General features: G+C 66.1%; 1 protein-coding gene. It reads right to left on the bottom strand.

Annotated features, from left to right (window positions below; all coding sequences use genetic code 11):
- Nucleotides 1-443 (bottom strand): lyase family protein (locus KHA85_RS16850; RefSeq protein ID WP_272875188.1); only part of this gene is annotated, 443 nt, incomplete at both ends.

The raw sequence follows: 443 nt of genomic DNA, 5'->3' as shown, positions 1-443 counted from the left end.
GGCCGGTCAGGTTCTCGGTCAGCACCGGGTTGCGCTTGTGCGGCATGGCCGACGAGCCCTTCTGGCCGGGCGAGAAATATTCTTCGGCCTCAAGCACTTCGGTGCGCTGCAGGTGGCGCACTTCGATGGCGAGGCGCTCGATCGAGCTGGCGATCACGCCCAGCACTGCGAAGAACATGGCGTGACGGTCGCGCGGGATCACCTGCGTGGAGACCGGCTCCACTTCCAGGCCCATCTTGTCGGCGACGTACTGTTCCACCGCCGGATCGACGTTGGCAAAGGTGCCGACAGCGCCCGAGATCGCACAGGTGGCGACTTCTTCGCGGGCGGCGATCAGGCGCTTCCTGCAGCGCGCGAATTCGGCATAGGCTTCGGCCATCTTCAGGCCGAACGTAACCGGCTCGGCGTGGATGCCGTGGCTGCGGCCGATGGTGGGGGTGTAC

The organism is Dietzia massiliensis (assembly GCF_018390595.1).
In the GTDB taxonomy this organism is placed as follows: domain Bacteria; phylum Actinomycetota; class Actinomycetes; order Mycobacteriales; family Mycobacteriaceae; genus Dietzia; species Dietzia massiliensis.
Note: the sequence above shows the minus strand (reverse complement) of the source record. Positions and strands in the feature narration are given on the sequence as shown.